The sequence below is a fragment of the Anaerobacillus arseniciselenatis genome, from assembly GCF_001865995.1.
Taxonomy (GTDB): domain Bacteria; phylum Bacillota; class Bacilli; order Bacillales; family Anaerobacillaceae; genus Anaerobacillus; species Anaerobacillus arseniciselenatis.
This window is the reverse complement of record NZ_MLQQ01000013.1, coordinates 54,948-81,690: the sequence shown is the minus strand read 5'-3', so window position 1 is coordinate 81,690 and position 26,743 is coordinate 54,948. Positions and strand designations below refer to the sequence as shown.

At 33.1% G+C, this 26,743-nt stretch carries 26 protein-coding genes; 6 read left to right on the top strand and 20 right to left on the bottom strand.

Annotated elements, in window-relative coordinates; translation table 11 throughout:
- Positions 1–154 precede the first annotated feature (154 nt).
- Complete coding sequence (locus BKP35_RS08715; protein WP_071312959.1) at positions 155–1,663, bottom strand: hypothetical protein; 1,509 nt, start codon at positions 1,661–1,663, stop codon at positions 155–157.
- Positions 1,664–2,050: 387 nt separating this feature from the next.
- On the opposite strand from BKP35_RS08715, the gene BKP35_RS19150 reads away from it, so the two are divergent.
- On the top strand, positions 2,051–2,215 hold the full coding sequence (locus BKP35_RS19150) for a hypothetical protein (protein ID WP_169819178.1): 165 nt from the start codon (positions 2,051–2,053) through the stop codon (positions 2,213–2,215).
- Between the two features lie 243 nt (positions 2,216–2,458).
- On the opposite strand, the gene BKP35_RS08710 is transcribed toward BKP35_RS19150, so the two are convergent.
- On the bottom strand, positions 2,459–3,613 hold the full coding sequence (locus BKP35_RS08710) for an MFS transporter (RefSeq protein ID WP_071312958.1): 1,155 nt from the start codon (positions 3,611–3,613) through the stop codon (positions 2,459–2,461).
- Positions 3,614–3,785: 172 nt separating this feature from the next.
- Here BKP35_RS08710 and BKP35_RS08705 point away from each other — a divergent pair, with 172 nt between their 5' ends.
- Positions 3,786–4,232, top strand: coding sequence for a hypothetical protein (locus tag BKP35_RS08705; RefSeq protein WP_071312957.1), 447 nt, complete (start codon positions 3,786–3,788; stop codon positions 4,230–4,232).
- Between the two features lie 107 nt (positions 4,233–4,339).
- Here BKP35_RS08705 and BKP35_RS08700 read toward each other — a convergent pair whose 3' ends face one another.
- From BKP35_RS08700 to BKP35_RS08660, 9 genes are all read right to left on the bottom strand, one after another.
- Positions 4,340–4,978, bottom strand: coding sequence for a fumarylacetoacetate hydrolase family protein (locus BKP35_RS08700; RefSeq protein ID WP_071312956.1), 639 nt, complete (start codon positions 4,976–4,978; stop codon positions 4,340–4,342).
- 71 nt (positions 4,979–5,049) lie between these two features.
- Positions 5,050–5,289, bottom strand: coding sequence for a beta/alpha barrel domain-containing protein (locus BKP35_RS08695; RefSeq protein WP_071312955.1), 240 nt, complete (start codon positions 5,287–5,289; stop codon positions 5,050–5,052).
- Between the two features lie 279 nt (positions 5,290–5,568).
- Positions 5,569–7,059: a tripartite tricarboxylate transporter permease gene (locus BKP35_RS08690; protein WP_071312954.1), complete on the bottom strand. Its 1,491-nt coding sequence runs from the start codon at positions 7,057–7,059 to the stop codon at positions 5,569–5,571.
- A gap of 19 nt (positions 7,060–7,078) precedes the next feature.
- Entirely contained in the window at positions 7,079–7,525 is a 447-nt protein-coding gene (locus BKP35_RS08685; protein WP_071312953.1) for a tripartite tricarboxylate transporter TctB family protein, read from the bottom strand.
- A gap of 47 nt (positions 7,526–7,572) precedes the next feature.
- Positions 7,573–8,577: a tripartite tricarboxylate transporter substrate binding protein gene (locus BKP35_RS08680; RefSeq protein WP_071312952.1), complete on the bottom strand. Its 1,005-nt coding sequence runs from the start codon at positions 8,575–8,577 to the stop codon at positions 7,573–7,575.
- A 38-nt stretch (positions 8,578–8,615) separates the two neighbouring features.
- The gene (locus BKP35_RS08675) at positions 8,616–9,512 is read right to left on the bottom strand and encodes an NAD(P)-dependent oxidoreductase (RefSeq protein WP_071312951.1); all 897 of its coding nucleotides are present in this window, start codon (positions 9,510–9,512) and stop codon (positions 8,616–8,618) included.
- A 19-nt stretch (positions 9,513–9,531) separates the two neighbouring features.
- Positions 9,532–10,209, bottom strand: coding sequence for an RraA family protein (locus tag BKP35_RS08670; RefSeq protein WP_071312950.1), 678 nt, complete (start codon positions 10,207–10,209; stop codon positions 9,532–9,534).
- A gap of 386 nt (positions 10,210–10,595) precedes the next feature.
- A complete protein-coding gene (locus tag BKP35_RS08665) occupies positions 10,596–11,450 on the bottom strand; it encodes a MurR/RpiR family transcriptional regulator (protein WP_071312949.1) in 855 nt (284 codons plus the stop codon).
- A 957-nt stretch (positions 11,451–12,407) separates the two neighbouring features.
- Positions 12,408–13,322: a helix-turn-helix domain-containing protein gene (locus BKP35_RS08660; RefSeq protein WP_071312948.1), complete on the bottom strand. Its 915-nt coding sequence runs from the start codon at positions 13,320–13,322 to the stop codon at positions 12,408–12,410.
- Between the two features lie 467 nt (positions 13,323–13,789).
- On the opposite strand from BKP35_RS08660, the gene BKP35_RS20255 reads away from it, so the two are divergent.
- Together BKP35_RS20255 and tnpB are read left to right on the top strand one after the other, a co-directional pair.
- On the top strand, positions 13,790–13,939 hold the full coding sequence (locus BKP35_RS20255) for a hypothetical protein (RefSeq protein WP_420534814.1): 150 nt from the start codon (positions 13,790–13,792) through the stop codon (positions 13,937–13,939).
- A gap of 166 nt (positions 13,940–14,105) precedes the next feature.
- The gene (tnpB, locus tag BKP35_RS20250) at positions 14,106–14,345 is read left to right on the top strand and encodes an IS66 family insertion sequence element accessory protein TnpB (protein ID WP_084031539.1); all 240 of its coding nucleotides are present in this window, start codon (positions 14,106–14,108) and stop codon (positions 14,343–14,345) included.
- Positions 14,346–15,411: 1,066 nt separating this feature from the next.
- Here tnpB and BKP35_RS08645 read toward each other — a convergent pair.
- The 9 genes from BKP35_RS08645 to trxB form a co-directional block, all read right to left on the bottom strand.
- The gene (locus BKP35_RS08645) at positions 15,412–15,927 is read right to left on the bottom strand and encodes a hypothetical protein (RefSeq protein WP_071312945.1); all 516 of its coding nucleotides are present in this window, start codon (positions 15,925–15,927) and stop codon (positions 15,412–15,414) included.
- A gap of 51 nt (positions 15,928–15,978) precedes the next feature.
- On the bottom strand, positions 15,979–17,370 hold the full coding sequence (locus BKP35_RS08640; protein ID WP_071312944.1) for a hypothetical protein: 1,392 nt from the start codon (positions 17,368–17,370) through the stop codon (positions 15,979–15,981).
- Positions 17,371–18,454: 1,084 nt separating this feature from the next.
- Positions 18,455–18,580: a hypothetical protein gene (locus BKP35_RS20070; protein WP_281244202.1), complete on the bottom strand. Its 126-nt coding sequence runs from the start codon at positions 18,578–18,580 to the stop codon at positions 18,455–18,457.
- 305 nt (positions 18,581–18,885) lie between these two features.
- A complete protein-coding gene (locus BKP35_RS08635; protein WP_071312943.1) occupies positions 18,886–19,566 on the bottom strand; it encodes a class I SAM-dependent methyltransferase in 681 nt (226 codons plus the stop codon).
- Between the two features lie 39 nt (positions 19,567–19,605).
- Positions 19,606–20,724, bottom strand: a complete 1,119-nt coding sequence (locus tag BKP35_RS08630; protein WP_071312942.1) for a cysteine desulfurase family protein — start codon at positions 20,722–20,724, stop codon at positions 19,606–19,608.
- A 50-nt stretch (positions 20,725–20,774) separates the two neighbouring features.
- Positions 20,775–21,389: a polysaccharide deacetylase family protein gene (locus BKP35_RS08625; RefSeq protein ID WP_245741915.1), complete on the bottom strand. Its 615-nt coding sequence runs from the start codon at positions 21,387–21,389 to the stop codon at positions 20,775–20,777.
- Positions 21,390–21,497: 108 nt separating this feature from the next.
- Positions 21,498–22,733 carry an MFS transporter gene (locus tag BKP35_RS08620; RefSeq protein ID WP_071312941.1) on the bottom strand — a complete coding sequence of 412 codons (1,236 nt, stop codon included), beginning with the start codon at positions 22,731–22,733 and terminating at the stop codon, positions 21,498–21,500.
- A gap of 304 nt (positions 22,734–23,037) precedes the next feature.
- Positions 23,038–24,072 carry a selenide, water dikinase SelD gene (selD, locus tag BKP35_RS08615; protein WP_084031538.1) on the bottom strand — a complete coding sequence of 345 codons (1,035 nt, stop codon included), beginning with the start codon at positions 24,070–24,072 and terminating at the stop codon, positions 23,038–23,040.
- 158 nt (positions 24,073–24,230) lie between these two features.
- Positions 24,231–25,169: a thioredoxin-disulfide reductase gene (gene trxB / locus BKP35_RS08610; RefSeq protein WP_071312939.1), complete on the bottom strand. Its 939-nt coding sequence runs from the start codon at positions 25,167–25,169 to the stop codon at positions 24,231–24,233.
- Between the two features lie 148 nt (positions 25,170–25,317).
- Here trxB and BKP35_RS08605 point away from each other — a divergent pair, with 148 nt between their 5' ends.
- Both BKP35_RS08605 and BKP35_RS08600 read left to right on the top strand, forming a co-directional pair.
- Positions 25,318–26,205 carry a LysR substrate-binding domain-containing protein gene (locus tag BKP35_RS08605; RefSeq protein WP_071312938.1) on the top strand — a complete coding sequence of 296 codons (888 nt, stop codon included), beginning with the start codon at positions 25,318–25,320 and terminating at the stop codon, positions 26,203–26,205.
- A gap of 205 nt (positions 26,206–26,410) precedes the next feature.
- Entirely contained in the window at positions 26,411–26,731 is a 321-nt protein-coding gene (locus BKP35_RS08600) for a DsrE/DsrF/TusD sulfur relay family protein (RefSeq protein WP_071312937.1), read from the top strand.
- Positions 26,732–26,743: the final 12 nt, after the last annotated feature.

Genomic DNA, 26,743 nt, shown 5'->3' with positions numbered 1-26,743 from the left:
TCTAATATGAAAAGAAAGAATTCATAATCTATATTTATAAGAAATTAAAAAGTTCCACAAAAATGAGTCAATTTATACATAGCGACTTTTTGTTAGGATTAATGAACTCATTAAGTCTCAAAGTTTTAATAAAAAAGCTTTAGAAAACAAATAATTATTCTCTAAAGCCACTTGCAAAACTATCAATCATTTTTTTCCACAATAACCGACTTCTTCCCTCATGAGTCCCTTTATTATTAATATCAGCATTTGCGATATGCCTATAAACTGTCCCACTATCTTCACGATCATGTAAGTAACCGAATATACCTCTATCATCTTTCTCTAGTACTTTCTCTAATGTATCTGTCCCCATAATATGATAATAATTTTCTTTTAAGTCAAGATTCTTTTCACTTATCATTTCTTTCACTTGCTCTTTATCAATCATATGATACTCTTCCAGCGTAATAGCTAAAAAAGAAACTCTACCTATTTTAGAAGGGAGATTAGGGTATTGTAATATTCCTTTTCTTATATGTTTTTCCTTCTTAATACACTGCTCAATAGCTTTTACATATGCCTTATATAGTTCCTTTTTATATGTTTCACAGTCTGAAGCTCTTAGTGCAATAGAGGGAGCATTCGCTTTGACTTCGATTAATACAATATCATTATCATTCACCAATATAAAATCTGGAGACTCAAATTTCTGCTTATTTTCATAATAAGAAAACTCCTCAATTACTGTATAAGACGTACTTTTTAAGAGGTGATGGATGTAGCTTTCGTATGCAAACTTACCAAATGAGGCTCTAAATTCAATACTTTTATAACACAAATAATGATAAAACCCCTCTGTTATTGCCTTAAACAACAATAAAGGAATCGGTATATATAAATAATTATCATGATTTAAAAATGGTTTCATGAGATACGGATTATAGTCATAAATTTTCATTCGCTCATCTTCAGATTTAAATTCATTATATTTTTCAATGGCAGTATTCCTATCCATTGATAGCATACGTATCATATGTTTTACTTTTTCACTATTGAATTGCGGGCTTTTGTTTAACTCATTTATAATTTTTTCTTCCGTTAATGCATGTTGCGATACATTAGATAAAATGAAAACACCAGTAGCAAAAATAACATAGTCCTCAAAATCATATTTAAATGTATTTTTAAAAATTTCCCTTGTGTTAAACTCTTCATTTCTATTATTAAAAAGATACCAATATCGATATAACCCTGAAATTGGACTATCTTGATAGATGAATTGTTGAAGTCCTGTTCTAACAAAGAAGAGCATCGAATTTTTCTCTGTACCAACATCATTTGCATGAATAAAAGGAGGATTGTAGCTCTTACTTATATTTATAACCCTTCTGAAGTCTTCATAGGAATTTAAATCTTTGAGGTTTCCAGACCACTCCCCTACAACTGTAGAAGCAAGTGATAAATATGCAAGTTCATGTAAATGACATGATTTACTAAAAGATTTGTAAAATTGCTCTGTTCTATTAGGAAAAAGATTATACAAAAATTTGTCGTTTGGTAGATAGCAATCAACAACATGACTTAATTTACGAAACAACTCTAACTTAGAATGTATCGAGTATCTTCTTAACATTCTGTCTAACTTATTTAAAACTTCTATATTTACTATATAATTAGTCATGGAACATCCCCTAGAAAATCTAATTCATAAAAATAATAATACTAATACCCGATAAGGAAAAAAACTCTTACTAAACTCGTTACTTTAAGTACAACATTTCACAAAGCTAATTATACTTTAACATAAATATCCAATTTAAAACTCTTAGGTTTTTCCAAATCTGACTTTACTTGTTGCGCAGTAATGGTCTACTATGTAAAAGAACAGTTAATCTAGCTTATGCATAAGACCGACCTAATTGAAATTAATCTATTTAATTCCAATATAAAGAACTATCAATTATTGAGATTTCTATGCCGTTGAATATAATTATTCAACTACGCTTCCGCTCAATATTAAGAAATATCGATGGGCAGAGTTTCGAAAAAATCAGACCTAAAAATTCATATGTGTCTAGTCATGATGGATAAAAATACGACATACCCCGCTCAACTTACGATGACGGCAGCCAAGGAACATGACCGTAATCGTTTGGAAGTAATAGTCGATGATCCGAACGCCATGTATGTGTTTGATTATGGTTACTTAGATTACGAACGTTTGACAGGATGACAGGTGTGATTACTTCTTTGTTTCATAGCTGAAAAGGAATGCAGTGAAAAGAGAAATCGACTCCTTGACCTGGAGAAGACAACAATTTTTATCCGATAAAATGGTATCGATTGATACCCCGCAAAAGCGAAATGTTATCATGTTCATGTTGCACTCGAATTTTTATTGCATTTAAAATGTAGTTGTCTAAAATAAAAAATATACTCCTCTAAAAATTATACGTTTGAATTACAGAATAATAAATTAACCTTCTGTATTTTTCTTTGTAATTAAAGATGCCGTCATTATCAACACTCCTGAAATATAAAAAACACTCGCCATTCCACTAACCGTTGAAACACCACCAAATACTACTGGCATTAGCACCTGACTCAATTTATTAATCGATAGTCTCAGTCCAAGCCCCTCTCCTACTCGTTCTTTCGGTAAAGAATTTATTGTAATCGAAATAGAAAGTGGTTGACCAATTCCTAAGCTTAATCCAAGAATAAATGATAATAAACCTAATGCAAAAACGTTAGACAATAATGGTGTTAAAATTAAAATTATTCCTGCACTCATTATTGAATACGCAATTACTAAATTTCTACTATATTTTTTAATAAGGTATGGAATTAATATACGGATAAGGATCCCTGCTATAGAATTTAATGAGATAATCAATCCAATTACTGAAGCGGTCAATCCTTTCTCCATTGCAAGTAACGGAAAAAAAGCTAGATACATATCTTTTGCCAACAAAACGATTGCACTTACTAGAAATGCTATTCGTAAATCTGATATAAATAGTAAGTCCAACGACTCTGTTTTCTTTTCTTCCAGTACTTTATCTTTTTTCAAATCTCCCCCTTTTCCTTTTTTGAGAAAAAATATAAAAGGCAAAGGAATAATTATGACAACTCCTAAAATAGCTAATGTATTAGAGTAGCCTATACTATCTGTTAGAAAACCACTAATCAATGGCCCCGCAAAACTCCCGATTGCCACTCCAATACTAAAAATTGCAATAAAGTAATCCCTTATTTTACTTTTTGAAAATTGCCCCAAATAGGTTTGCATAGAAAGTACAAAAAGCAACTGTGAAAAACCCGCAAATATTTGGGAAACATATAACCCTACAAGGTTAATAAAATAAAAAGGAATAATTAAAGATACACTCCCTATCATGATACCTAAAAATAAAGGTGTTTTATTACCTAATCTATCAATTATTTTGCCAAGTGGAACTGCCATGAATAGTGGCAATAATGAAAATAGGGCAATAATTACTCCTATTTGAAGATTACTCGCTCCTAAAGAACTTGAATAAACCGGTATCAAAGGTCTACTTCCTATAAGGCTAAACATAAATATAGAAGTACTAATCATAATTAAAAATCGGTTAGTATTTCTTTTCATTAAGCGTACCTCTTTCTTAAACTAACTGTATCCCGTTGTTTTTGTAGTATTTTTTTTTACATAATATTAATCGTGAGAAATATTTCTTTCTCTTTATATGTATGTTATCATTCTATTATTAAATTGTATATGTTACTATGACTAGAATATTGTATTTTTATAGGAGGTCATGATGAAAACGATTAATTTAAATCAAGAAGAAATAGATAAGTTAACCTGGGGTGAACTTAAACAAAAAATATACGTTATTCCCTATAAAGATCTAATCATCTATTTCTATAAGCAAAAAAGCAAAGGGGAAAACGGTTTATTAGTACAAAAGTTATTGAACGACCTTTCTGAAGAAGAACGATTAATAAGCGATCAAATAATCGAAGTATTCAATAAAAATATGTTAGATCCTAAACAATGGAATAAACCCTCTGAAGAAATATTAGAAGATGTAAAAGGTGAAACAATTTCTATTGAAAACGTTTCTAACGAACAATTAGCAATAAGATGCTTTTTATTGCTTACGTTACACTATGTATTTACTGCATATTTAAGAAAAGATTTTAGAAAGTTCATCGGTTTAAAAAAAGAAAGTTTTTTTAAATTCTTTAGAAGAAATTCAAATTAAAAAAAGTTAAAAATCCGTGGATTAACATTTCGCCACGGATTTCATTAACCATTTCAACTTATATTACAATAAGCCAAGTTACTACCTAAATAATTTAAATAAAAACTCTAAACTAATTCAATTATACTTTCTCCAATGATTTTCTCACCCCATATTAATTCCAATTTATCACCATTTGAAACACTCCCTACCCCTTCAGGTGTTCCAGTGAATATAACATCACCTTCCCCTAGACCAAAGTTAAGAGCTGTAAACTCAACTATATTTTGTAAATCAAATATCATATCTTTTATATTTCCAACTTGAACCCGTTCATCATTAATCAACAAACTATAGTTTATCTGTTTACATTCTTCAACTCCTGGAAAAGGAAAAAATCGTGTTATAATTCCTGAATTTTTGAACCCTTTAGCTAATAGCCAGGGATAACCTTTTTCCTTTAGAGAGTTTTGAACATCTACTAACGTCAAATCTATTCCCAGAGCAATACAATCGATCAGTTCATCGACTCCCATACCCTTTTCATAAGGTCTACTAACCTTTATAACTAATTCCATCTCATACCTTATTGTTCCTTGGTCACTAGGTAATACTACCTTTTCACCATTTGCCCTTACAAGAGCATGAGTAGGCTTTAAAAAAAGAAATGGAGAGGTTGGAACTGGATTATTTAACTCTTTAGCATGCATAGTAAAATTACGACCAACACAATAAATATTTTTTATGTCGTTACTAATGGAAATCATTATTTTCACCCTTCTTTTTTTATTTTTTTCCAATTAAATAATATCCGTTATAGACATCAAGTTAAACCCAATCAATGGGTTATACCACTACGTCTAACATTATTTGTTTTATTATTAATTAATTTCTTAATTTCTTCTTTATCTTTTGAGCTTAATTCAAGCAATGATTTTCTTACAAATCCACCTTTATAACCCATTAACTCACAAACATATTTCAATTCAGGTATGCCATAAGTTTCAGTAACTGCTATGTTTATAAGGAAAATTGTTTCATAGATTTCCCTAGCTCCTAAAATATATCCCTGCTTCAAACGTCATTAATACACTTTCACATTCGTTTGGGTGGCAATTTGCTAAGCCCATAATTGCTGAGTCACCCCCACGGTTATAGTAGGGAATAATCCTACTGCTATATTAAAATCCTCTGGTACTACTCTTTTAAAAGCAGCAATCTGCTGAACATTGCCAATGCGTTCATTAATACCGGAAAAGCGTCCCTCTCAAAGAAAAATTGATGGACGCTCCTTTAACAAAGATTTTAGTTATAATATTTAATATTTCCTATTAATCTCCTTTTACTCATTAACAGATTAACTATTTTTTGCTCGTCTATCCAGAATGAATGGCGTTATAAAGGTAATAATAGCTAAGACCAAGAAAGTTACAGATATCGGGCGTGTGAAAAAGATTGTCCAATCATTTTGTGATATAAGCATACTTTGACTAAAACTTTGTTCAGCTTTTGGCCCAAGTATCAATGCTAGAACAATAGGAGCTAACGGAAAACCATATTTACGCAACATATATCCAATAACACCAAAGGCTAACATAACCCAAATATCATAATAGTTATTTCCAATTGCAAAAGAACCTACAATACTAAGTAATAAAATAATTGGACCTAGAACTACGGGTTTTACTACGAGTACTTTTGAAAAAACTCTTGCTCCCGACAATCCAATAATAATAACTAAAATATTGGCAACAAATAAACTAAAAAACAATGCATAGACAATATCTCCGCTAGCTGTAAATAGTTCAGCACCTGGTCTCAGCCCGTGAATCAATAAACCACCAAGAAAAACAGCTGATACAGCATTACCTGGAATCCCAAGAGTCAGAAGTGGAATAAGAGAGCCACCCGTGACCGCATTGTTTGAAGCTTCAGGGGCTGCAAGTCCATGCAGTGAACCTTTCCCAAATTTTTCTTTCTCCTTAGACCAACGTTTCGCTTCATTATAAGCGATAAATGCCGCTGGATCAGTACCAACCCCTGGAATAATTCCAATTCCAGTTCCAATTATAGAAGACCTAGCTATATTCGGTAATAATTTGCGTATTTCTTTTAATCTAGGTAAGACATTCCCTGTAACATTAGAAATATCTGGCCCACTAGATTTTGAAGATTTTGAAGATATCATCAGATGGAATGCTTGGGAAGCTGAGAATAGTCCTATTAGAACAGGAATCAATGCAAACCCTTCTAATAATTCAGCTCGTCCAAAGGTATATCTCGGATAACCTTGTATTGGATCCATACCTACTGTAGCAATAACGATCCCTAACCCACCAGCAAGGAGACCTTTCCAAGGGTTTTTCCCTGCTAAACTTGATATAATGGTGAGACCAAAGATGGCTAACGCAAAATACTCTGGTGCCCCAAAACGTAATGATTGTAAAGCTAAAAAAGGAGCTACTGTGGATAATATAATAACACTAATGATTCCACCTATCCCCGAAGCGATAGCTGATATCCCTATAGCCTTAGCACTTAACCCTTGCCTCGTCAACGGATATCCATCCAAAACTGTAGCTGCCGCTGAGGGAGTACCAGGTGTATTTAACAAGATTGCTGAAAGAGATCCTGCATATACAGATGCACTATAAACCGCTCCTAATAAAATTAGGCCAGTAGCAGGATCCATCGTAAATGTGAAAGGAATGAGAATTGCTAATGCCATCGTAGAACTAAGGCCCGGAAGTGATCCGGTGAAAACCCCAAAAAGAACACCAAGTAGAATGGCGAGTATATTAGGTACTGTAAATACTGTAGCAAAAGCACCTAGCCAAACGTCTACCATAGTCTATCACCTCGATTTGTTATAATAGATTTGAAAGTACCCCCTGTGGAATAGGGACCCTTAATAGAAATTGAAAGATTACAGTAATTAAAACCGTACTGCCAACACTAATGCAGCCCAGTTTTATTACATTCCGATAACCTGTATACCATAAAAGGCCTGCTAAAAGCAGTAAAGATAGTATTGTAAAGCCGATAATGTTAAGCAGTAACATATACACTATTAGTGCACCGATTATAACGGCAAACATCCCAAATTCACTAAGACTCGGTAGATCTTCTTCTGATTCATCACGTTTAGTACCTTTAAGAGAATCTACCAATAAACCAACAGCAAGTAGAATAAGTATAATAGAAAAAAACTTTGGCCAGGCAGAAGTTGCTTCAGGGAATCGAAAGCTCCACAAGAAGGTGAATGCACCTATAACAATAAAAATTAATGAAATTATTTTATTTATTTTGCTCATTTTTATCCTCCCATGAATACAAAGGAAGGAAAACCTTCCTTTGTACTTTATTCTTGTGTAAACATATCATATCTGTTGTACGTATCTTGAATAATTTCCTTAAAATCTTCAGGACCTCTATAACTCATATCAATACCAGCATTTTTCATTTGGTTTTGATATTCTTCATTTTCTGTTGTTTCTTTAAATTTTTCATGCAAGTATGCAACTACCTCCGGGTCTGTCCCTGCAGGTGCAGCTATCCCTCTCCATGAACCAGAAATAATATCAATTCCAGCTTCTTCTGATGTTGGAACATCTGGAGCCAATTCTGATCTTTCATTGTCAAATATTAAAATGGGTTTTAATTGACCGCTATTAAATTGACTTTCAAAGCCCGAGAAATTACCTACAAGTCCATCAATATGTCCGCCTGCTGCAGCCGCTACAGCATATGCCTCACCATCATGTGGTATCATGGTTATATCAATATCTTCCTCTAACGCTAACTCCCTTAGTGTAAAGGCAGGGACAGTATCTGTTCCGGAAGAACCAAGAGTAATTTGACCTGGATTTTCTTTAGCATATTTCATAAATGACTCTATGTCATCAAAAGGAGCGTCTGGGTTTACAACCAAATAGAAAGGGTCGTTTACTGTCATAATGATTGGTTCAAATGATTCATGTGTATACGTTACATTATTAAACAAGGGGTTACTGACAATTGACGATGTTATTAACGTTAATGTATAGCCGTCCGGATCTGCATTAGCTCCAGCAGTCTGCCCAATTGTTCCTGAGCCACCGTCCCGATTTTCTACGACTATAGAAGTACCTACATAATCCTCAGCATGGTGAGCCAAAAATCTTGATGTATTATCCGCAGGTCCTCCAGCTGAGAAAGGATTAATAATTGTTATTGGTTTAGTAGGGTAATTAAATGTTGTTTCTGGTGAACCACCTTCATTAGTTTCTTCATTTGTTGAAGCTTCTTCTTGTCCACACCCTGCTAAAGTAATAAGTAGTAAAGCTAATGTTAATGCCATTAAACCTTTTAATAGATTTTTTTTCATGTTTATTCCCCCTAATATCAGAATATCTTATTTACAACCTATTTTAAAAACTCCCCCTGCTTATTCTCTTCCATAGCATCAATTACTTGCAACCAAGAATTTGGGGTTTTCCCTTCGAATTTATCTTTGAGATTAAATTCTCCAAGTATTTGCAGTTTTTCACTAGCACTTTTTGACATTAAGTGATTTAAATTCGATGCTTCTAACATTTTTATTGTTCCTTCTAATTCTACAGATCTTCTAAGTGCATGAATAGACGTTCCGGTAACCAACCTATTCATAGTCTCTTCAAATGTCTTACTATTCATAGTCTCACTTACTGATTTAATTACTAGTTCTTCTACATTAAATTTTCGAGCAGCCTCAAGCATTTCAACGAGCAAAGCTGGAAGGCCTTTCATAAATATACTACGGATTAACTTTACAGCGGAAGCCTCTCCAGCAGTATCACTCACCTTACTAATACTCATGTTATAAACTGACATTATATCAATAAACTTATCAGTCCCATTACCACTAGCAAGTATTGGAACCTTATGTTTATAAACAGGCAAAGGTCCCATCATTGCGCCATCAACAAATGCTATATTTCTTTCATTTATATTTTGGCTTATTTTTGCTTTAACATCTGGAGTTGAAGCGGATACATCCACATAAATACTACCCATTTTTAAATTCGAAAATAATGATTGACTAACTGTCAAAGCTTTATCAGCCGGTACTGCAACAATTAGTATATCTACCATGTTTACAACATCATTTGGGATCTCTTTAAGGATTACCTCCGCTTTATTAGCACGTTCTTGGATCAACTGCCCAAACTTTGAATCACTCCATAGTGGATCAAAAGCTAGTATATTTTTGAGGCCTTCTTTTTTTAACCCCATCGACATTTCAAAAGCCGCCTCTCCAAAACCTATAAAACCTAATTTCATCTTAATACTCCTCCAACTTTTATCTAAATGATTCGATTTTCTCTTTTAACCAAGGTGGCTCTATACTCCCTACTTTCCTTCCTGCTTTTCGATTTTCTTCATATTTTTCAATAACTTCCACTCTATTGTTTTCATATTCTAATTTTTTTTCTGCTTTAAATAGGGTTACTTCAATTCGATCCCTTGGAACTACCACAACGCCATCATCATCGCCAATGATTAAATCACCTGGTCGAACAGAAACACCTCCACATGATATTAATGTATTAATTTTACCTGGACCATCTTTAAGAGGCCCATTCGGAATAAAACCTGTTGCAAAAATCGGAAAATCTAATTGACTAAGAACATCTTTATCTCGCACTAAACCATTAATAATTAATCCTTCCAACCCTCTAGCCCTAGCAGCAAATGCCATTAATTCACCAAGGTATGCATTTTCTGTATGACCTTTACCATCAGCTACAATTACATACCCTTCTTCTCCAATATGAATAGCTTCATGTAAAAAAAGATTATCTCCTGCTCTTAAACTTACGGTTAGGGCCGTCCCCACTACCTTTACTGTATTGGTCACAGGTTTTATTCTGTAATCCATTGAACCGGTACATTCCATTGCATCTGATAAAAGCGTAGTGTTTAGTTTTTTGGCTCTCTCAATAATATCGTTTGCTAATAACGGTGGTAAATTACTCACTACATTTCTCCCTTCCTATTTTTCAATTTTTTAATAAATTGAACTTATTTACAAATTGATTTTACAAATATATTACTTAATGAAGTTTTATCTATTAGAAATAAAACGCTTTCAAAGTAAGCTAATTACAATAGCTGAGAAACCTCACTAAATAATTCATATCTGCAAAACCTCACAATTTAGTTGTATTTATTACAACATCGTTGTAAGTTGTAATATTTATTACAACCTCAAAAATATAATAACACCGATAAACTACCATGTAAACCTTTTCAATAATAATTTTTAAAATTTTTTAATAATTTAGTAACTTTATAGTTAACTAGTATGTAGGTGTATAGAAAAAGGTTGAAGGAAAAAGAGTAAAAACTCCTTCCTTCAACCTTTTAATTATTATGGTAATGATAATTAATTTTAGTTAATACATCATTAACTTTATCGAGGCGGACTTTTGTCCTATCTGGATAATTAATAGCTAAAGAACTTATCAGATAATCTGCAACAACCATTGAAGCGATTGGAGAATTATGAAAAGCTAAACTCCCTGAATTACATGGTAAAATTATATCTGAATACTTAATTAGAGGTGAAGAATAACTATCAGTAATAGTAATTATTTTTGCTTCACTCTCCTTTGCTTGAGATACAAAATCAACAATTCTTCTAGCATACCTCGGAAAACTTGTTGCAATAACTACATCGTTAGAGTCTAGATTTAAAAGTAAATCGACCCAATCACTTTGGTCTGCGATAACTAACTCACAATTTCCTAATAATCGATTCAACCCAAACGTTAAATATTGTGCAACTGGTAAACCACTTTTAACACTTGTACAATAAACTCGTTTAGAAGATGTAATTAAATCTAGGACATTTATCAGTGTTTCATTAGTAATAATTTCTTTAGTTTTATTTATATTGCTAATTTGATTTTCTACACAACGATTCCACAAATCACTTTCTGAAACGTCCTTTAAATTGGCCTCTAACCTTGTATGTGGCGCAGCTTGATTACGTAATAACTCTTGAAGCCCCTTTTGAAATTCAGTATATCCTGAATAATTCAAGCTAAATGTAAGCCTCATAATAGTTGTAGTACTTGTGCCAACTAAACCTGCTAACTGATCTACTGTTAAAAAAGCAACTTCCATTGGATTTTTGAGTATATAATCTGCAACCTTTCGTTGTGAAGCAGTTAAATTTGATATTTCGTTTTTTAATTTTAATATTGGATCGTCCATTGTTATCACCATTTTTCGAATGAATTGTATTAAATTCAACATTAACTTACCATATTGTATTAATTACTACTTTAATTATATTAACATTTAAATATATAAATGTTAATTGCGAATTGGGGATTTTAAACAAATCCAAGGTGTTAAATCACATAAAAAGCCTTCTCAAAAGTTTCGTCAACTATTGAGAAAACTCCTTTATTTTTATTATGTAATTTTTCAGCGAATCCTAGATAAACCCTTATATATTAAGGAGAATCGGTCATCACATCATGCCGCCCACAATATGATAAGTTGTAACATCTTTCATGTTGTGTTCTAAAAGTGCGGTAAATCAACGTTTTGGGATTTTCTAACTGTAACATCTTTAACGAGATGTTACAGTTTTTACTTAATTGCGTTAGCAAATGTTAGCATATGATTGCAGCCAATAGAATGTACCATCTGTTCGGATGTTTTTTTACACTTGCTGTCAACGTGTTTACCAATAGAAGAATGACAACAAAGGTTTTCAAGTAAAAAAGCCTAATCATACTTTTTAATAAAGAGTAATTAGGCTTTGGTCTTCTGCAATAGTTCTAATTGTGGAATATCATTTTCTATTGAACAGTATCGTTGTACTGTGCAACAATCAATGTTTAACTTTCAACTTTTTTTCAGAATAATACCGATTGTTTAAGAAGATTGAATTCTTAAATTACCTGCGTGTGATATGGATAACCCAAGTTATATAATAGAAAATAAAAAAATTACGAGTTATACTAACGGGCTCCGTTTGTAGGTTTAAACAACTGTATTAACATCTTATTTCAAACAAATTAATCAAATTCTCATTCACGAAAAACGCTATTGATTTCACACGATTAATCGCGTTTTTAATTTTGAAAGCTTGGTTATAAATTTATTTATTTAGGCTCATCACTTGCTGCTAATGGCATAATCCTATTCCTTTAGTAGATATTAATTTACATCTGCAAAATCCTTTGGGTGTACATTGGAACTTATCTTTTCTATTTCGTGGATTACATAATCGTATAAAACCCTCTGCTTAGTTTTTTGAAATAACCAGATTGCTTCTTTCATATTGGAGATAGCTAGTTCTCGTTCATCTAAATATAAATGTGACTCTCCTTTTTGATAATATAGATGACCTAATAAGTAAAAATGATGGTTTTCAATTCCTTCTTTAATACCTTTTACAGCATACTCTATTGAGTCCGTAAATTGCTTTTGTTGAAAATAAGATTTACTTATATTGTAGTACAATCTCATCTGAATTTTTTTATCTCCAGAAAAAGGCAACCGTTTAAATTGGTGTAGTGCCTCTAAGAATACTTCTACAGCTTCCCTATACTGATCTTTTTCACTATAAAAAATAGCTTTACTAATTAATATTTCTATTTCTTCTTCGCAATAGTTTTTTTCTGTTGTCTCATGAATGGATAAAGCATTATCAATAAATTCAATTGCTTCTAACAGATTGTCCTCTATATAGAAAACACAAACGCCCCTCGCCCATAAGATAAAACGGTTAAGTTCTTTATTTCGGAATAAAGGGCTTTTTTCTTCTTTTTTTATCATTATATAAGCCTCTTGGTAATGTCTATTATTGATTAAAGTACGTACTTGCTTACAAAATTCCTCACTATAATCTACCCTATGTATCGGTTTATTGTGATCAGTAAAGAAGTGATTTATATCAACACCGAGTCTTTTTGATAACTCATATAGCAATGGCGCTGAAGGATATATCTCATTTTTTTCAATTCGACTAATTAAAGACTGATCACAAATATCCTTAGCTAACTCTCTTTGTGAAATATTAAAGTGCTTCCTTAATTCACAAAGAGCTTTACCGATCATATATTCTTTCAACTCAATTCCCCCTTCTCAAATACCACTCTTGATGTATATTTTCATCATTCAACAAGATCCTACAAGATAAATAATATATAAGCGCGCTAATCTTGTATAGTGTCTGTTTTTGGAAAAAACACACTTTTTTTATCTATGTAATACTATGGTCAAACAAAAATAAATTGAAGATTTAGGAGGAACAAAAAAGTGAAAAAATTATTTATAGTAACAATATTAATCCTTGGGATTTTGGTAACAAACACTTCAGTTTCAGCAGCAGAAGCAGTAAAGCCTAATGGTTTGCCATACGTTCATATGTAAGCAGTAAGCGTTAAATATTTCACACATTTTCATAGATATTTCATATGCAACAATCTCCTTAAAGCATTAATTTAAGGAGGTTCTGCTATTTCAAAAAAGAAATTAAAAAATTTAGGGAACAGCGGAAAGCTCGAGTGGCTGACTTTAAAAAAAGTGGTCAAAGCATGAATAGCTCGTGTAACGAAAATGATCTGAAAGTTCATCAATTACGGTATTGGTTAGAGAAATATTATCCAACCATAAAACAAGAGCTCCTTCACAATAGGTATCAATTGAAGTTGCTGAGAAGCCGACTTTGGAAAATAGCTCCTTAATGATTATCATTGATGCCTCCACTTCGATTATAAATAAAAACCAATTTTATCCTAATTTATTATAAATGTCGTAAACGCACTGAAATCAACATGATAACTGAAAAGAATATTAAACGAGTCTTTTATCACTCGAGGTCATAATGATTTACGAAAAATCTATTGATGGGTGGCGTTTTTGGTAAGGAAGGATTTAGGTTTCGATCCTTTCTCACCCTGTCTCTTTGTTTTTTGTAATCGAAAACGTAACAAAATTAAAATCCAATGGGAAACAAACGGATTTTGGCTTCACTATGGCCATTTAGAGCGACGAACAACATTCGAATGGCCAGATCAACGAATCATTCCATTCACAATGAATATTAGTTACCGACAATTACGCTGGTTGCTTATTCTGAAATCGGAATAGAAGCCTTATTCCGATTTTTTATGAGGTCTTGTAATTTAACAATAGTCACCTTATTTATTAGTCGGAATAATTTAGATCTCCAAATTATTTTAACCGATAAAACCTTCGTGTCATATCTTATCTTCCCCTTACCTATAGCAAGGTTAATAGTTGCTTTTTCGATAGATTTTCTTTTCATTTCAGTATCAGCGGAAGCATAGATCAAAGTAGTTTCAAGATCCTCATGCCCGAGGAATTCCGAAATTAGTGGTAACGCATACCATTTCTGTACAATGCATTGCCCTACTTCTTCTGGACATATGTGGACGGACTTTACGTGGGACTTTCGAACATTTCCCCCGTGCTTGTTTAGGGAATTTCACTTATGAATTTGGCAACATTATCATCTGACTTTGCATCTTTTCACCACGATGTATAACATTAGAATAATAATCGTCAGGGTTATAGATCATACGGAATTTATTTTACATATACCCTGTAAATATCCATAGTTTTTTGCATCAAAGGAGTGGTTCGTTTCTTTCGTCCTTTCTCGTTTACAAAGACATAGGGAGTTTTATTAACAATAAAATCTTTCAATTGCGATAGTTTATCTGCATAATATTCTTTTGGTAATGCAGATACAGCTAAATCTAAACACAAATATCGAAATTAAATGTGTTTAGATTTTCCTATATTAAACATGTTGTTGGAGAGTTTAAAGATGAAAGTAAATAAGAGTAAATTGGCACGGGATATGGGGGGGGATTTATTAGCAGAAAGCGTTTAATTCTACTTGACGGTCATAACTATATTGTGACTCAACAATAAGCATGAGATAGCGAATCTTGAAAAACGCATTTCGAATGGTCTGAACTATATGTTCCTGCCCAACTACCTCTCTTAGTCTTTTAGGTCGGTACTTACGTGTAACGCTCGGTGTGCCAACATAATTACTCTCTCTTTTCTTTAGTAACAACAAAAAACGCCCATTGAACCATTGGTTCCAACAAGGAATGGAACAACGGACCAAAGGACGTTAAAAATTTTTTAGAAAGGCATTTTTGCGATACTTTACCTACTTTATTTATTCTGAAAAAAGCAGTAAATTTCCCTTTAGTTGTTTTATATTTTCTTCATATGCATTCTTATCCCAACCAAAAATATTAGCCGCTTTATGTTTCCCAGGTGTTTCTTCCCAACGCCATAAGGTATCTCTAATCATGTTAATGTCTGTAATAGCGCTTTGCAACACTTCATCAGAAGGAAGAATATCCTGTTCTATCCATGTTTTTATCATATTACTATAAAAGCCAATTACATCTTCCTCAGTATCTATACCTAGCATAATAATAAAATGTCTATGTGCTTTTAAAGCACTATATAAATCTGCGTAGGCATATAGCAAGTGTTTCTTGTCTGATAAATTTAGCACGTTAGTCAAATGAACATCAGCATATAATCCACCTTCGTATAAATTATAGAGAGCTACTAGACGGATTTCTGATTCAGTATTTTTTTGAGTATATAGATAATATAGTGGGATATTGCATAGTATTAGTAGATATATAACAATATTTATAAAAAATTTTTTTGATACCATAAAAAATTCCTCTCCACTAGGCTTTAGTCTTAATTAAGAGTATACAATTCCTTACAAGTCTAAAACAATAGCTCTTTCTAATGTCGTTGATCCATAATATCCTTGATAATAATTAGTAGAACTTGATACTAACCAATTTGCCCTAAATCGTGCAACCGTCGTACCTCTTGCACCACCTAAATCACTTCTATACTCATATTTTGTTCCTACACCTCTTCCATTATTTGAAGTATAAGTAGGTTCAGCAGACCAACTAGTGGTGCTAAAATCTGAGTCATTACTTAAACGCATATTAAATGTATGGGAAACCTTTTTCGTTTTACCACCATAAGTTGTTGTTGCTACACTTACAGGTAAACTACTATTATGAGCAGCAATAAACCCATTTATTAGAAGTGTTACTAGAGTACCTTGTAAATTTTTAACACTCATACTCATTGAACTAATTTTTTGAGAAGCCTGTGGGTTCCACCAATCTAGTCGCCAAGTATCATTTGTCCAAAGGTTAACATTATTTAATGTAGAGTTTCTTGCCTCGTAATCAATAAATATCTTGTCTACGTAAGCATCAACGTCTCTCCCCCCTAAAGAAGTTACGTATCTTTCAACATTCTTTGAATTCGTATATGAATTTAAATGAACATAGCCGTTTCCTGTTCTTCCTCCACCTAAATTACCATCTTGTGCGTAAACAAAACCATATAATACCCAAGTATTATTTGTTCCACTTCCGACTGTAGTGTTGTTTAACGTATGAACATGCCCACCTGCCTTATAATTATATTCAGCAGTACTCATGATACTAAAAACTTGTTCTTCTTTCTCATCATTTACTTTAGTTTGATCATCGAAATCAGATTCATAAGATGATTGCTCTTTTTCACGTCTTTCAAAAATGAGATCCATTGTAGCTTTATAATTAGTACTTATGTCACCAAACATAATATGAGCATTACCAACTGATGCATCTATATATCCAATAGTTAAAGAACTCGTAACATCGTCGTTAGTTAAATCATAGAAAAATCCTAGATATGCCGGGTATTCTTCTCCTTTATGCTTTAAAGTTGCGTGTAGTGGTCCAAAATATGTCTCTGAATTATTAACTTCAAATTTTTCAAGGTCCCCATTAACATTTAAATTAATAGCTCTATTTTCCAATTTTACTACTACATTACCTGTAACTTCTCCATAAATAATACCATCAACCATTTTATCTTTAATATCTAGATTAGGAATTAAGAAGATATTTTTAGGTTTTCCCTTAATGCCCAGAAACTCCTCGTTACCTTTTTTTGCAGTAATAGCATCACTAATTATTTCTTTTATTACTTCATACTTTCCATTAATTTTAGTCCCCTTATCATTCGATGCAAGCGTAGGTGAAAACGTTGTGAATAACAATAACAATACCAATAAGATTTTTAGACTCTTTAAATTCATATTATCTCCTCCTAAGTTTTTTAAATAATGACGGTTCTACTACCCTCCTTCAAGTACATATTTATTAAATTTACAACTTTATGTAAACTTAGTTATACTATACTATTTATAGTATTTTACTGATTTTCCTGGAAACATAGTAAAATCAAGGTTTATGATCTATCATCTTCAAACTTCTATGAAATTCATTTCGGTTGATGAAAATATTCATCAAGTTAAAAGTTAAGTTATATCTAGTTCTCAAAAAAAGAATCCATGGGTCCCTTCATTTCCAACTAATACTTTCTCCTTTTAATTTACTATCATTATTTCTGTGGTTGATTACGGTCTACACCAACACACGTCAAGCTATTTTAGGGGATTTTAAGAATTCCCATTCATAATCGTTAGGAGACTAGGGAAGTTGAGCAATAATCCTCATTTTCTAACGGGAGACCTAGATAAAATGTATTAGAATCAAGGGATTTATCGTACGTACTAACCAATGCGCGGGAAGATTACAAAGCAGAAAAGCGAAATGTAGGATTTTCACATTACACTTAAAGCCTACGTCTTCAAGCAAACCTTTAATTCGTCACTTCCAAGATGTCAACATTCAAATCGACACGACAATACAAGGAATTAAAGATCACTTAGCTACATTCAACGAAGGATTTAAACCATCAAGTCTTGCACCCCATGTTTCATTAATTCGTCCTTTTTTCCATCGTTTACATGAAGAAAGTTATATCCATATAAACCGAGCAATTAAGAAAGATAAAGAAATCGAAAGTGGAGAAGTGGATCCCGAAGTTTTTAACGCAACCAGAAATTTAACATTTAAGGCAATTTTGTCAAACCTCATTGGAGAAATTCTTATTTGAGTTTATGTTTTCAACAGGGTGTCGAATTGGAGAAGTCGTTTCGTTATATCTAAATTGTATTAACTGGTCAATACGGTCAGCAATGAAGTTGGAAAAGGTAAAAAGGAAGTAGAGGTTTATTTCAATTAAATCGCTATATTCGAGAGATGTTAGATGATGATCAATCCTTATAACGGAACTTGAGCCTCATGAATGAGCTCTAAGTTCTTCCATTCACAGGATTACAACTCTTGATATTCTACAACCAACTCCGTTAATGAAACGCCTCCTTCTTTAGCCATAAACGCATCGTATTCCTCTACAAAATGGCGAAGAAGACAACCTCTTTTACCTTTTCTATTCACCATTTCAACACATTTAGGTTCAGACTAACTTTTAGATAATTGTTAGCATAAAAAATGAGCATAATAACACCTCTTTAAATTACCGTCTAAAACTTAAAACTTTTAGACACCTTTAAAAAATAAAAAAGCTGATCCTACCCTTATAATGTGTGGATCAGCCGTTGTATGTCTGTTGAACAGTATCGTTGTACTGTGCATCAATGAGTGCTAGTTTAAACCTTATACTTCTGTACACCATTAACAAATTTAATAAGAAAAAGAACAAGCGAATTTCTAGAAGGTTGTCCTATTACTTCAATATGCGATTATTATTTTATCCATTTAGCTACCATATACCCAGCTTTATTATTTGAATAGGTTATTTTCCTTTCTTCTTCAAGGGATTTCGCTTGATCTATATTTATAAACTCCTTCATGCCCACATATAAAGCATATTTCAATTCTACAGGAGGAACACTACTTAATTTTCTTACATCGTCAATATTAAATAATTGTGCATTTGAAAAGACACTTGATTCATCATTTTTTCCTTTATCTTCATACAGTTGACCCCAATCACTTTCTTTTCCAATAAATCCACAAACGAAACGCCCACCATCTTTTAATACACGCATTACTTCATTAAAAACTTTATTAGGATTTTCAGTAAATTCTAAAGTAATATTTGAAATGATTAAGTCGAAGGTTTCATTAGAAAATGGAAGTGTATGAACATCCCCTTGAATAAAATGAATTTTATTAGATTCAGGTTTAGTTCTTGCCATTTCTAACATTCGATCAGAGATATCTATTCCAGTTACATGAAGTCCTTCACCTAATAACCAATAAGAATAAGCTCCAGTGCCACATCCAAGGTCTAAAACTTTTTCATTTTGTTTTAGCTCAGCCACTTCTTTCATTAAATTCTTTTCAATAAAATCAACGAATCCACCCAAAGGAGTTACACACCAATCATCGTAAGTAGATGCTTTCATATCAAATAAAGCCATCTTTCTTGACCCTCCCTATTAACAAATGAATTTCAATTACTAAACAGTTGTTCTCAATAAATATATGGCTCTATCAATTTCTTCTTTCGTTGTATATCTACCTAAACTAAAACGAATTGTTCCTTTTCCAACATGCTCAGTAATTCCCATTGCTTTTAAAACAGGTGAAAGCATAACTTTGCCAGAATGACAAGCAGATCCAGTCGAAGCCGCTAGGTCAGGCACCTGTGCTAAAACCTCTTCTCCAATTTTTCCAAGAAAGCTAACGTTTAATGTATTAGGTAAGATACCCTTTAGGTTCCCATTAACAACAATATTTTCATTAAAGTTTTTCTGTAGTTGATCCCAAAAATAATTTCTTAACTTAAGAATATCCTCATTTCTAGGCATGCTTTTATTTGCTAATTCACACGCTTCCCCTAATCCAACCGCTAATACAACATTTTCTGTACCTGCTCTTCTCCCACCCTCATGACCAGCTCCATGCATTAACGGCTCAATCTCTATCCCGCCACGAATATAAAGCGCTCCAATTCCTTTGGGGGCATATAGCTTATGTCCAGCAATTGTTAAGAAATCAACTTTAAGATCATTTACATCCATTGGTATTTTACCAACCGATTGTGAGGCATCTGTATGAAACAAAATGTCATGCTTTTTAGCAAGCCTACCTATTTCTCTAATCGGTTGGACCGTTCCCACTTCATTATTTGAATGCATTACTGTGATTAAAATTGTTTCTTCAGTAATAGCATTTTTAATGTCATTAGGATTTATCTTTCCGTTTTGGTCAACTGTTACATAAGTAACCTTAGCCCCTAGTGACTCAAGAAAACGACAAGGATTCATGATAGCTGGATGTTCAATAGTTGTAGTAATAATATGATTTCCTTTGTTTCTAAAAGTAGTAAATACACCTTTTAATACATGATTATTTGATTCACTTCCACCACTCGTAAAGATGATTTCATTTGGTTGGCATTGCAGAAGACTTGCCACTTGTTTTCTCGCATTCTCTACCGCTTGTTTTGCTTGAATACCCTCAAAATGCATAGCAGAGGGATTACCATAATGACTTTCAAAAAAAGGCAGCATTGCTTCACGTACCTCTGATGCAATTGGTGTACTAGCATTGTAATCTAAATATACTTTCTTCATTCTTACGCCTCCTGGTTAACAATTCTTCAAACCATTATATACCGTGATTTCTATAACAAAGTAAAGTCATATCTCATTTCTCTAATCCGATCAATCAGGTCTGGGAGAATCGCTACTGTCTGTTCTAATTCATGCATTAGAATAATAGAACCATCTCTAGTATTATTAGCTACATTACAGACGATTTTAGTAGGTGTTGCTTTATTCTCCCAATCAAAGGACGATATCTCCCACATGATTGGAACTACATCTAGGTCAACTAAAATGGACATTGTATCTTCATTGTATTGACCAAAAGGCGGCCTAAAATAGTTAACCTCTTTACCTGTGATCTGTTCAATCTTATCAATACTATTTTTTATCTGCTTATATTGTTGTTCCTTTGTTAGCTTGGCTAGGTTTTTATGATTTATCGAATGTGCTCCTATTTGGTGCCCTTCTTGCAAGACCCTTTTCCACAACCTATCTTTGTGTAACAATCTAGACTGCCAAAAGAAAACGGCCTTACAATCTTTTTCACTTAAAATGTTTAAAAAAGATTCTAGATGGCGACTAGGCCCATCATCAAACGTTAGAACTATTTTTCTATCAGCAGGTTTCAATTGATTATAGTTTGTTATCCATCGGCTATCTTTAAGATCGTACACGACCTGATTATCAACCACTCATGGAGTCCCCATAACATCCCCCTAACCAAGTATCTAAATGCTTTTTTAGGTTGCAACTTGATGGCATAAATTTATTTAGTTTCGAAAAATTTTAAAATCCTTACGCTAGCTTGATGCAGAAACCTTTACATTTTTGTTACTGATATTTTGTTCTTTTACTGTATAAGTTAATGCCGTACCAACAAATAGCAGAACTCCTCCAAGGATAAATAGCCAAAAATAACTATGCGTGTGATCAAATATAATCCCACCTAGCAAAGCTCCTAGACTCGCACCAATTTGGTGAACTAGAAAGATAGCCCCAAAAACTTTCCCCATCTGCTTGACACCCCATATTTGCCCAGAAAGTGCAGAAGTTAATGGTCCAGTTGATGTCCAAGAGATCCCGAACAATACTGCAGCTATAATTAATACTGTAAGATTTGGTGCAAAAGCGATTGTTAAAAACGCTGCCCCTCTAAGAAAATAAACAAGGGAAAGCACATAATTTCTACCAATAAAATCTGAAACGTATCCAGATAAGATTGTTCCAGCAAAAGCGAGGATCGCCATTAAAGCCAATGTGTTTGATCCAATAATCAGACTAAATCCTTCATTCACGGTATGTCCGTGATAATGATTACTAATGATGCTCATCGTAAATCCGCATGTAAAATAAGCTCCTGCTAATTTTAGATAAGGACTTTGCTTTATTAACTCCCGATATTTTAATGGTGGCATTTGACTTTGTTTTGCTTTTTCAGCTTCTTGCTCTTCTTCAGATAATGGTGAGTCTTTTACTAAAAACAAGATTATCGGAAATAAGACTAAACCAATAATTAAGCCTAATAGAATAAAGCTTTGTCTCCATCCAAACGTTAAAACTAAATACGTAATAAAAGGAGAGAAAACCATCGGTCCAAGCGGAAAACCTGACATCGTGATCCCAATAGCTAACCCTCTCTTTTTCTCAAACCATCGTGCTACTAATGCCGATCCGGTAACAAGTGTCGTTGTTGTATATGCTAATGCTGCTAAAACTCCATAAAGAAGAATAAAGTGCCAAAGCGCTGAAACGGTAGAAATTAAACCTACAACGATCGCTAAGCAAAGAACACCGATTGAAATTACTTTGCGCGGACCGTATTGATCTACTAACGATCCAATATATGGAGATAAAAGACCCTGGATTAACATAAACATAGCAATCCCAATTGATATGCCAGTTTTTGACCATGACAGCTCTCCCGTCATTGTTTCTACAAAAACTCCAAACGTCATGATGATTCCACTTGTAATAAAAAGCATTAAAAACGCTACACCAACAATTACCCAACCGTAGTAAAAAGATTGTTTAGACAATTTTCATCCCTCCTAAATCTAGCTGACAATTCTAATCTATTATTAAATTGCAGTGACATTGATAAGCTAGTTTCTGAAACGGCAATATCCATGCAGACTGCAAAATTTAATCCAAATCAACACAATCATTCATTGTCGAAAAAGGACAAACTGTTTGATTTGTTTTCTTAATTACTATTGTAAATAACCTTTCGTGATAAAGGAAATGCATAATAATCATATAAACTATAATATACTTGCATAACAAATGCCGAGATACAAAAAAAGCAAAGTATTGTCTACTCTGCTCTTTGACCAATAGTTATTATAACAACTGTATTAAATCGCTCTCCTTTTCTTTTACGATCCCAATTTGTACAATCTTTTCATCTCTTTCGATCATTTCTTTTTTTAATTGATCTGCTCGTTCTTGAGGAACGACTATGATTAACCCTCCTGATGTTTGAGGATCATACAATAACATCTCATCATTCTTAGAAATGGTATCTGCACACTTAACCTTACTTTTAAATGATTGATAGTTGTTATTCATTCCCTCAGATTGCAGACCACTATCAAATAACGAAAGCGCATCACTTAACTTAGGAATTTCATTTACAGTTAATTCAATTGTGACATTACTATGTTCAGCGATATCACTAATATGACCGATTAATCCGTATCCAGTAACATCTGTACAAGCATTAACATCACACAACCTCATTGCTTCAGAGGCATTTTTGTTTAGCTTTAACATCAAACTTGACACTTCTTTAATTTGCGCATCAGTAGCAACCTTGTGATCAATAGCGGTTATATAAATACCTGTGCCGATTGGTTTCGATAGAAAGATAAGATCACCAGGTTTCGCTCCGCCTTTACTTACAAATGATTCACCAGGAGGAACCAAACCTGTCACCGAAAGTCCATACTTAGGCACATCATCAATCGTATGACCCCCAACGATAGATATCCCTGCCTCACTTACCTTTTCAACCCCACCTCTAATAATTTCCTCAAGATAACTTAGAGGTAAAGAATTCAAAGGAAAACCTACTATACTTAATGCAAACAGAGGTACTCCGCCTTTTGCATAGATATCACTTAAAGAATTCGCAGCTGCTATGGCACCAAACTGAAAAGGATCATCAATAACAGGTGTAATCAAATCGACTGTTTGAACTAATGTCTCATCATTAAACTGATATCCGACTGCATCTTCGCCAATTCCAGCTATAATGTTCTTATCATTACTTTTAGGTATGTTACGCAAAACTTGCGTAAGATCAGATGATCTAATTTTACAAGCTCAACCAGAGCCTGGTGAATACGAGGTTAATGAAATTGGTGGTAAATTCATTTTATATTCTCCTCTCAACATAGTTTACTTACTTCGTTAATTTATAAGATTTAATACACAGCCACGAAAACTATTGTATCATTTACATTAAAAGTATTCATAATCTTATTATTCGAAAAAATAAACACTCATTTCCGAGTGCTTATTTTCATTCCTTATTATAACTTATCATTTAAATTTTCAATATAGTGTTGAGCGGCTAGAGCAGCAATGCTTCCGTCCCCTGTCGCTGTGACAATTTGCCGTAATGTTTTATCACGGATATCCCCAGCGGCAAAAAGGCCTGGTACTTTTGTTTCCATTTCTTCATTTGTTTCAATATAACCTTCCTCATTCGTAATACCAAGATCTGCTACAGCATTATTCAATGGCACCATACCAATATAAATAAATACACCGTCTGTATTAAATGGACACTCTTCCCCAGTTTTGGTATTGACTAATGTAACACTGCTCACTTTATTATTTTCTCCATGAATTTCTTTTACCGTATGATCCCAAATGAATTCGATCTTGTCATTATCAAATGCACGTTGCTGAAGAATTTTCTGTGCACGTAATTGATCCCGACGGTGAACAACGGTTACTTTTGAAGCAAAGCGAGTTAAGAATACCGCTTCTTCAACTGCTGAATCTCCACCACCAACAACAACTAACTCTCTCCCTTTAAAGAAAGCTCCATCACAAACAGCACAATAAGAAACACCACGACCTCCTAACGCCTCTTCACCAGGGACATCTAGCTTTTTATAAACTGCACCAGTAGCAATAATAACTGCACGCGCTTTATATTCTTTACTACCAGCTATAATTGTTTTGTACTCTTTGCCACCTTTAATTTCTTTAATATCCCCGTAAGCATACTCAGCACCAAATTTTTTAGCATGTTCAAACATTTTGTTTGATAAATCGGGTCCTAGTATATGATCATACCCCGGGTAGTTTTCTACATCTTCTGTATTCGCCATCTGTCCGCCCGGTATTCCTCTTTCTATCATTAGTGTGTCTAAATTTGCTCTCGATGTATATACAGCTGCCGTCATCCCAGCAGGACCAGCACCAACAATAATAACATCATAAATTCTCTCATTGTTCAATTTATTCAACCCCTCACCTATTTTTCATTAATATACCTTATAGATTTATTGTATAAAACATTTTATAATAAATAAAATGCATATTAATTATAGATCTAATGCGTTTTACACATACATAAATCTAGGCTAATAAGTGAGGTGATTGTAAATGGATTTACATCAATTAAAAACATTCTATTATGTCGCAAACCTTCTTAACTTTTCAAAGGCTGCCGAAAAGGTTTCTTTAAGTCAACCGGCCGTTTCTAGACAAATTGAATCGCTAGAGAAATATTTTGGATTAGATTTATTTTATCGAATTGGAAAGAAAATAGAATTAACAGATGCAGGAAGACGATTACTCCAATATACAGAACAAATCCTATCGGTCGCCGAACAAACGGAAAAAGCAATGAATTCATTAAAGAATCTAGACGAAGGTGAAATAGTCATTGGAGCAGGTACCACTGTCGGAAATTACGTACTTTCACCCCTAATATTAGAATTTAACAAAAGATATCCTAACATAGAAACAAAATTAGTGATTGAAAAAACATCAGCTATCATTGAGAAAATAAAAGACGGTTCTATTGATACTGCGATTATTGCCAAATCCCTGAACCATCCCGAGTTTTTTTATCAACCTATTTTTAGAGATGAACTGATTCCGTTAGCACCGAATAACTATTATCAGAATGAAGAAGTAACAATTGAAAATTTATCGAATGAAGTATTCTTATTAAGAGAGCAAGGCTCTAACACTCGTGAACGCATTGACCAGTTAATGGAAAAGCACCATTTCAAACCTAAAAAAATCATCGAATTAAGTACAAATGAAGCTATTAAACACTCAATCTTAAAGGGGTATGGAATCGGTTTCCTTTCAAAATTTACAGTCCAATTAGAAATTGACCATAAACTACTTTTCCCAGTTAAACTAAAAGAGGAATGCACAAGGGAATTTTCAACAATTAGCCAGAAAGGGAAGTACTCTTCTCCAATCATGTTAATTTTTAATTCATTCCTTAAAAAGAATATCCATAGTTACACTAAATAGATAGATGATAAAAGGTATTGAAATATGGAATAAAAATTTAACAAGTAGAGATAAAAGCAACCAACTTATGGTTGCTTTATTTTTTCACCTTTACTATACGTTTCTTGCATAATTAATATAATTATAATGCATTTCACTTATTAATTAAACCGACTTATAATTTATATATAAATAAATTTAGTTTGATATTAGGAGAGTGTATAAGATGAAAATCGGGATCATTATTGAAACAAAGGAAGCTGAAAAAGCATGGAATGCGTTTCGTTTTGCCAATGCTTGCTTAGCTAGGGAACATGAGGTAAAGGTTTTTTTAATGGGGGAAGCAGTAGAGTGTGAACAAGTTGAACATGAAAAATATACTGTGCCAAAAGAACTTAACAAATTTTTAGATAACAATGGTGTATTATTTGCTTGCGGTACGTGTATCCAGTCACGAAAGTTAGAAGATCAAACGGTTTGTCCGATTTCAACAATGAATGATTGCGTTGATGTAGTAGAATGGGCAGATAAAATGGTTACATTTTAAGCAATTAGATCG